The 7632-nt window shown below is 67.6% G+C and carries 6 protein-coding genes and 1 pseudogene; 3 read left to right on the top strand and 4 right to left on the bottom strand.

Annotated elements, in window-relative coordinates:
* Positions 1 to 252: pseudogene (locus BN13_RS20525) on the bottom strand (23S rRNA (guanosine(2251)-2'-O)-methyltransferase RlmB); the annotation flags it as partial.
* The gene (cysS, locus tag BN13_RS18025) at positions 252 to 1691 is read right to left on the bottom strand and encodes a cysteine--tRNA ligase (RefSeq protein ID WP_048548251.1); all 1440 of its coding nucleotides are present in this window, start codon (positions 1689 to 1691) and stop codon (positions 252 to 254) included. The gene cysS and the pseudogene BN13_RS20525, both read right to left, overlap by 1 nt.
* A 182-nt stretch (positions 1692 to 1873) precedes the next feature.
* Here cysS and BN13_RS18020 point away from each other — a divergent pair, with 182 nt between their 5' ends.
* From BN13_RS18020 to BN13_RS18010, 3 genes are read left to right on the top strand one after another with little or no spacing between them, the layout of a single operon-like run.
* Positions 1874 to 3394, top strand: coding sequence for an amino acid permease (locus BN13_RS18020; RefSeq protein WP_048548252.1), 1521 nt, complete (start codon positions 1874 to 1876; stop codon positions 3392 to 3394).
* Between the two features lie 18 nt (positions 3395 to 3412).
* Positions 3413 to 4264, top strand: coding sequence for a glutamate ABC transporter substrate-binding protein (locus BN13_RS18015; protein WP_053079837.1), 852 nt, complete (start codon positions 3413 to 3415; stop codon positions 4262 to 4264).
* Entirely contained in the window at positions 4261 to 6123 is a 1863-nt protein-coding gene (locus tag BN13_RS18010; RefSeq protein ID WP_084733842.1) for a DUF294 nucleotidyltransferase-like domain-containing protein, read from the top strand. The genes BN13_RS18015 and BN13_RS18010 overlap by 4 nt, the downstream gene beginning before the upstream one ends.
* Positions 6124 to 6135: 12 nt before the next feature.
* Here BN13_RS18010 and BN13_RS19840 read toward each other — a convergent pair whose 3' ends face one another.
* Both BN13_RS19840 and BN13_RS19835 read right to left on the bottom strand, forming a co-directional pair.
* Positions 6136 to 6696: an OmpA family protein gene (locus tag BN13_RS19840; protein WP_162199986.1), complete on the bottom strand. Its 561-nt coding sequence runs from the start codon at positions 6694 to 6696 to the stop codon at positions 6136 to 6138.
* 71 nt (positions 6697 to 6767) lie between these two features.
* A complete protein-coding gene (locus tag BN13_RS19835) occupies positions 6768 to 7466 on the bottom strand; it encodes a hypothetical protein (RefSeq protein ID WP_162199987.1) in 699 nt (232 codons plus the stop codon).
* Between the last annotated feature and the right edge of the window lie 166 nt (positions 7467 to 7632).

Below are 7632 nucleotides of genomic sequence, written 5' to 3'. Positions count from 1 at the left end.
GCGCCGCGGCGCGGGCCGGGAGCCACCGCTGCGGCTGGCGGCACCAGCGCGGCCAGCGGAGCCGGGGCGGGCACCGGCCTGACCGCCTCGGGCGGCCGCCTTGTGCGCCTTGTGGTTGGGCCGATCGACCGCCTTCGGCGTCGGTCCGCGGCCTTCGAGCGCCTTGCGGCGTTGCCCACCGGAGCCGACGACGGCGCCCTTCTTAGATCCGGTTTTGCGCACCGCGCCGACGCGCTTGCTGTTGCCTGCCATCAGTTGTCTCCGCCGCTCTTGACCAGGCTCCAGCGCGCGCCGGAGGAGGTGTCCTCGACCTGAATACCGGCCGCGCTGAGTTGGTCGCGGATCGCGTCCGCCGTCGCGAAGTCGCGAGCCGCCCGGGCCGCGGCGCGCGCTGCGATCTGCGCCTGCACCAGGGCATCCAAGGCGTCCAGCGCGGCGGCGCCGCCGCCACCAGCCTCGGCAACCCACGTCGCCGACAGCGGGTTGACCCCAAGGATGTCGGTCATCGCGACCACCAGCCGGGCGACATCCGCCGCCGCCTGGGGTTCGTCCTCTTCCAGCAGGATGTTGCCCTTGCGGACATGGTCGTGAATGACGGCTAATGCCCCGGAGACGCCGAGGTCGTCATCGAGCGCCGCGGCGAACTCGGCCGGGAACTCCTCCTCGCCGCTCGGCTCGGCGGTGGTGACCTTCGGCAGGGCGCGGCGCAGGAAGCCCTCGATGCGATCCACCGCGGCCTCCGCCTCGGCCAACGCGCCCTCGTGGAACTCGATCATCGAGCGGTAGTGCGCCGCCGTCAGGTAGTAGCGCACCGCCAACGGACGAGCCTGCTTGGTGACTTCACCGATCAGCAGGGAGTTGCCGAGCGACTTGCTCATCTTCTCCCCGCCCATCGTGACCCAGGCGTTGTGCAGCCAGTAGTTCGCGAAGTCCAGCCCGGCGGCGCGCGACTGCGCCTGCTCGTTCTCGTGATGCGGGAAGCGCAGGTCGACCCCGCCACCGTGGATGTCGAAGTGGTCGCCGAGATACTTCCGAGCCATCGCCGAGCACTCGAGGTGCCAACCCGGGCGACCGATGCCGTATGGCGTGGGCCAGCTCGCGCTCGCCGGTTCCGTTGGCTTCGTTCCCTTCCACAGGGCGAAGTCGCGGGGGTCGTGCTTGCCACGGGGGTCCGCATCTTCGGCGGCCGCCATGTCGTCGACGCGTTGGCGAGTCAACTCGCCATACGCCGGCCAGGAACGGACATCGAAGTAGACGTCGCCGCTCTCGTCGGGGGCGGGGTAGGCGTGACCCTTCTCGATCAGCAGCCGCATCAACTCGATCATCTCGGGGACGTGACCGGTGGCGCGGGGCTCGTACGTCGCGGGCAGGACGCCAAGCAGTTCGAGGGCTTCGCTGGTCAGCCGCTCGTTGCGATAAGACAGGGCGAACCAGTCCTCACCGGCCTCGTCAGACTTGCGCAGGATCTTGTCGTCGATGTCGGTGACATTGCGCACGAGGGTGACGTCGAAGCCGTGGCCGCGCGTCAGCCAGCGACGCAGGACATCGAAGGCGACAGCGAAGCGGACGTGCCCGATGTGGGGCGGCGCCTGGGTCGTCAGGCCACAGATGTAGATCCCGACCCGGCCCGGTGTGATGGGGACGAAATCGCGAATCTCCCGAGTGGCGGAGTCGAACAGGCGCAGGCTCACTTGCTCAGGCTACCGGGGGCGCGCGAACCCCACCTAACGACGAGAGGCCGTCCGCGCCCTGACCTCCCATCTCAATATTTGACCTACTAACCAGTACGAGCGGTCGAAGTGATGCGCATCACGTTCAGCAGTGCCACGATGACTAATTGTCCGTATTCGCGCGATCCCTGAGGGGGGAGCACATGAGTGGAGCAAGTCACCACGCGTCGTCGCTGAACGCCGAGCAGGTCGGCTACAAGCAGTCGCTCGGACGCCGACACGTCCAGATGATCGCGATCGGCGGTGCCATCGGCACCGGCCTGTTCCTGGGTTCGGCGTCGCGCCTGAACAGCACGGGTCCGGCCCTGCTGTTCAGCTACGCATTCGTCGGCGTCATCGCCTACTTCTTGATGCGGGCGCTGGGCGAGTTGGTGCTGCACCGTGCGACCTCCGGTGCCTTCGTCTCCTATATGCGCGAGTTCTATGGCGAGAAGTGGGCCTTCGTCACCGGCTGGATGTACTGGCTCAACTGGGCGTTGACCGGCATCGCCGAGCTGTCGGCCGTCGGCCTGTATGTGCAGCACTGGTGGCCCAATATGCCCACCTGGCAGACGGTCCTGATCGCCTTGGCCGTCGTCCTCGTGATCAACCTGCTCTCGGCCCGCGCCTTCGGTGAGTTCGAGTTCTGGGCCTCCGTCGCCAAGGTCGGCGCCATTGTCATCTTCCTGGCCGTGGGCCTGGTCGTCGTGCTCTTCCAGATGGACGTCGGCGGGCACAAGGCCGGCTTCCAGAACCTCTGGAGCAACCCCGGCGGCTTTTGGCCGTCAAGCGGCGACTACAACTGGTACGGCCCCATCCTGGTGATGTCGGGCGTCGTCTTTGCGTATGCCGCGATCGAAATGGTCGGCGTCGCCGCCGGCGAAATGGAAAACCCCGAGCGGGAGGTTCCCAAGGCGGTCAATGCCGTTATCTTCCGCATCGCTGTCTTCTATTGCGGCTCGATCCTGCTACTGGTCTCGATGCTGCCGACCAAGGAATTCAAGCCCGGCATCAGCCCATTCGTGTCCGTCTTCGGACGGATGGGATTGGACTGGATGGGCAATGTCATCCAGGCGGTCCTGATCATCGCGGCGATGTCTTCGCTCAACTCCGGCCTCTACTCGACCGGGCGCGTCCTGCGCAGCCTGGGCATGTCGAAGCAGGCCCCCGCGTTCACGCTCAAGATGAGCAAGTCCGGCGTCCCGTGGGCCGGCATCGTGATGACCTCGGTGGTCTTCGTCTTCGGTTCCGTCCTGAACGCGCTTCGGCCGGACGCCTTCGAGATCGCCCTGGAGGCCGCCGCGATCGGCGTGCTCTTCACCTGGGGCACGATCTTCGCCTGCCAGTTGAAGTTGCGCAGTCTTGTCAACAAGGGCGTCATCCCGGCGAGCCCCTTCCAGGCACCGGGCTATCCCTGGACGAGCTATCTGGGTCTCGCCTTCTTGGTGATGGTCGCCGTCGGTATGGCCGTGAGCGGCTGGCAGTCCTCGCCCTACTTCTGGCACAAGGTCAACTTCATCGTCATCGTCATCGGCATTCCATTGCTGAGCGCGATCCTGGCGATCGGCTGGATGATCGTGAAGCCGAAGGTCGCCGCCAACACCGGTGGGCACCTGGGCCCAGTGTGGACGGATTCGGGCCCGGCCCGCGTCGACCCGGCACCCAAGCAGCCCGAGTCGGTCTGAGCGAGAGGAGAACTGGACATGCAGACCACCACCCGTCACATCACCAGTCGCCGCGCCATCGCCACGGTGGGGGCCCTCGGCCTCCTCGCCGGACTCAGCGCGTGCTCCAAGGACACGAACACCCCGACGACCAGCACCACCTCGGCGCCCGCCGGGGCGGCCACGATCAAGATCGGGGTCGCCACCGACGAGCCGGGCGTCTCGCTCAAGGACGGCACGTCATACAGCGGCTTCGACATCAAGACGGCCGAATATGTCGCCGGGAAACTCGGCATGACCCCGGAGTGGGTTCCGGTGGCCCAGGGCGAGCGCGTCCAAGCCTTGGAGGACGGGCAGGTCGACCTCGTCGTCGCGACGTTCTCCATCACCGACGAGCGCAAGCAGAAGGTGGATTTCGCCGGCCCCTATTTCGTCGCGCACCAAGACCTCTTGGTGCGGCGCAACGACGAGACCCTGACCGGGCCGGAGAAGCTCGACGGCCGGACCCTGTGTTCGGTCACCGGGACGACCTCGGCGGACTACGTGAAGGCGACCTACAAGGGCAAGATCACCCTGCGCGAGGTGCCGTCGTTCTCGGAGTGCGTGCGCAATCTCGCCAATGGTGACGTCGACGCGGTGACCACCGACGACCTGATCCTGGCCGGGTTCGCGGCCACCCCCGAATACAAGGGGATCTTGAAGGTCGTCGGCAAGGGCATGACCGATGAGACCTATGGCATCGGCGTCAAGAAGGGCGACACCGCCATGGTCGACAAGGTCAACGCGGCGCTGAAGGAATACATCTCTTCAGGGGCGTGGAAAGCCGCGCTCGACGAAACCGTCGCGCCTTCTGGCTACAAGCTGCCGTCGCCGCCTACCGTCGGGGGGTGAGCGAACTCGACGACCTGCGCTCGGTCCTGGCCCAGCACGCCCCGTTCGACTCGGTCTCGGCCGAGGTGCGAGACGGGCTGGTCGCGAAGGCCGAGATCACGACGTATGCCGCGGGGAGCCTCGTGCTCAACGCCTTCGAGGATCCGTCCTCGGCGGTGTATGTCGTGCTCGACGGCCAGGTCGGGTTGTGGAATGACGCGCGCCGAAGCCCTCTCGAGCCGGACGAGATCCTGTCCGTCGGGGGGGTCTTCGGGTTCTCGGCCATGCTCACCGAGCGCTCGGTCGGTCCCCGCGCCAGCGCCGTGACGCAGGCGACGGTGGCCCGACTGCCGGGAGACGACGCCGCCGTCGCCTTCGTGACGAAGTCGGGCGCGCGCTTCCTGGCCGCCCACCTGCTGCCTAATGCCCGGGCCGACGTCAGCGCCGCCCCGCACATGCCGGCCTACTACCAAGTCGGGGATCTGATCGCCGAGGCGCCCCTCGTCGTTGGGGCCGGGACGGCCCTGACGGACGTGGCGCGGCAACTGACGGACTCGGGACGCTCGTCGGCAGTTGTCGACCTTGGCCCGACGGGATTCGGGCTCGTGACCGACGCCTCCCTGCGACGCCGGGTCCTCGTGGACGGCCTGCCGGGCAGCGCGCCGGTGCGCGAGGCGCTGGACGCGAGCGCGCTCCATACGACCGCAGACGCCAGCGCCGCCGAAACCCTGGTGCACGTTCTTGAGACCGACTCGGAGGGAGTGATCGTCACCGGCGCGAACGGGCGCTTGGCGGGCGTGGTCCGGGTGCGGGACTTCGCGCTGTCCCCGGCCGCGGCGGATCTCGCCGTGCACCAGCAACTTCGGCGAGCGGCAACGACGACTGATCTGGTGCGGCATACGAAGGCAATCCCGATGCTGCTCGGGCAATTGCTCAAGCGGGGCCTCGCCTCACGTCGGGTCATCTCGGTGTATTCGAGTCTGATCGACTCCGTGATCCGCCGGGCGATCGAGTTGGGGTTGGCCGCGCATCCGGAACTCAGCCCGGACCGGTTCACCTGGCTGGCGCTGGGCAGCAACGGGCGCCGGGAAGCCGTGCTGTCCTCCGACGTCGACTCCGCGGTGGCGTTCGCCGACGACGTCGGCGAGGAGGAGATGGCGGCCTATCGGGAACTGTTCACGACCGTCGACCTCACGCTCGCCGAGGCGGGCTTCACGGGCGATGCCCACGGGGTGAGCGCGCGGCACGCGTTGTTGTCCCGGACCGATGCGCAGTGGCGCGCCGCGGCCCAGGCGTGGATCGCCGATCCGGTCGAAGGCAAGGGTGCGATCTTGACGTCACTGCTGGTGGACTCGCGCCCGATCGTCGGGTCGACCACACGCGCGGCCGCCGAGTTGGTGGTCGAGGAGTTGCGCAAGCACCCGATGACGATGCGGTTGCTGCTCGTCGACGCATTGGCGCATCGGGCGCGGCTGCGGACGCTGCGGGAGCCGTGGCGCCGACCGGCGAACTACGACATCAAGGAACTCGCGCTGTTGCCGCTGGTGAATCTGGCGCGCTGGGGTGCCTTGGTCGCTCGATCCGAGGAACTGGCGACGCCGGAGCGGCTATTGGCCTGTGGCGGAACGACCTTCCTTCCCGCCGCGCACGCCGCGACGCTCGCCGAGGTATTTGAGGTCTTGCAGCGACTGCGTCTGCGGTATCAGCTGCTGCAGGTGGCCGATGGCTCGCGGGCGTCCGACAGCCTGGTCTTCGACCAGATGTCGCCGATCGATCGCAGCATCGTGACCTCGGCGGTTCGCGAGATCTCCCGGGCCCAAAAGCGGATGGCGAATGTGGCGTCGTATGTCGAGTCCGGCGAGTGGGCCAACCGGGCCTGAGCTGGGCGCTGGTCACTGATCGGCGACAGTGATGGTGACCCGGCGATTCTGCTGACGGCCGGAGTCGGTGGCGTTGTCGGCGACCGGATCGGCCTCGCCGTGGCCGCGAGCGACGATCGTGAGTGCGTCGCTGGTGGCGAGGAGGCCTCGCCGGACGGCGTCGGCTCGGCGCTGCGATAGACCACGGTTGTAGGCCGCATCCCCCGTGCTGTCGGTGTAGCCATCGATCCGCAGCGAGCTTGCGTCGACGGCAGCGAGCCGCTTTGCGACATCCGCGAGGACGGCTTCCGCCTTGGGGCTGAGGTCGGCGCTGTCGAAGGCAAAGAGCACATCGGCCGCCAACTCGAAGCGCCGCCCACCGGTGGTGATGAGCGACCCGTCCAGATTGGCTTCGCGGAAGACAAGGTCCTGGACTTCCCCGTGAATGTCGGGATCCGCGAAGACGTCAGGTGTGACGGTCAGTGGCGTCGTCAGGGTGATCCCGGGTATAGGCACCGGATCGGCCGCCGACAGCGGAGAACTCACAAACGGCGTTGCGGCGGAAGCGGTCTGGATCGCGACGAGGCCGGTCACGAGGATCACCGTCAACCTGACTGCCAGCAGGTGCCTACCGGGGGCCGCCCCGGGTGGCACTGACGGCGCGCTCACCGGGCGACCGGGACCGCGTCGAAGGGCCCGATATTCGGCAGCACGACCTGCACGGTCGCGACCTTGGGCGGCGGCGCCTGGAAGACCGCCTGCAGCACCGTGCTCGCGCCTGGGACGACCTCGATGGCGGCCGTGTTGGAGGTGCACACGCAATTGCCGTCCTTGTCCTGGGCGGGCAGATAGCGTCGGGCGCTGACCGCGTCCAGCACGTAGACGCCACTGGCGACGCCGACCAACTCGGATCCCAATTGGTCGGTCCAACCGTGCGCGTACCGTCCGGAGAAGAAGAAGTCGCCTACGCGCCACGGCTCCTGGCCATCGTTGCGCACCGACCAGGTGACGGTCATCAGCTTGCCGGCCGCGCGAACTTCGTTCAGCGACACCGTAACCGGGGTGGTGTCGCTCTGCCCCGTCCTGCTCGCCAGGACGGGTAGTGGCGTGCCCGTGACGTCGACAGCTGCGGCCGAGGTGCCTCCGGTCCCGCTTCCGCCGGCCGACTCGGAGGGCGAATCGGAGGGCGAATCGACGCCCGCTCCGGTCGCCTCGGTGGACCCCGCAGCGTTAGCGCTGGACGTGCCCCCGCCCGGTGCGGACGACTCACCACTGGAGCACCCACCGGCCAACATGACCACGGCGAGGGCCGAGGCCGCGACGAGGCGGCGACGGCGCGACATACCAACGAGAAAAGAGAGCATGTGGTGCCTCCCACGATGTGGGCGGGCACCCCCTGCGGGCCCGCCTCTCCTCTTAGCGTATGGCCGTTTGCCTGAGTCGGTTCCACTTTGCCTTAGTTATCCACAGTTCCAGAATGTCAAGGAACCTCTGCTAGCAGAAGTTAGTCAACTGTGGACACCTTGCAAG

This window comes from Nostocoides jenkinsii Ben 74 (genome assembly GCF_001046875.1).
In the GTDB taxonomy this organism is placed as follows: Bacteria; Actinomycetota; Actinomycetes; order Actinomycetales; family Dermatophilaceae; genus Nostocoides_A; species Nostocoides_A jenkinsii.
This window is presented reverse-complemented; position numbering and strand designations above follow the sequence as displayed.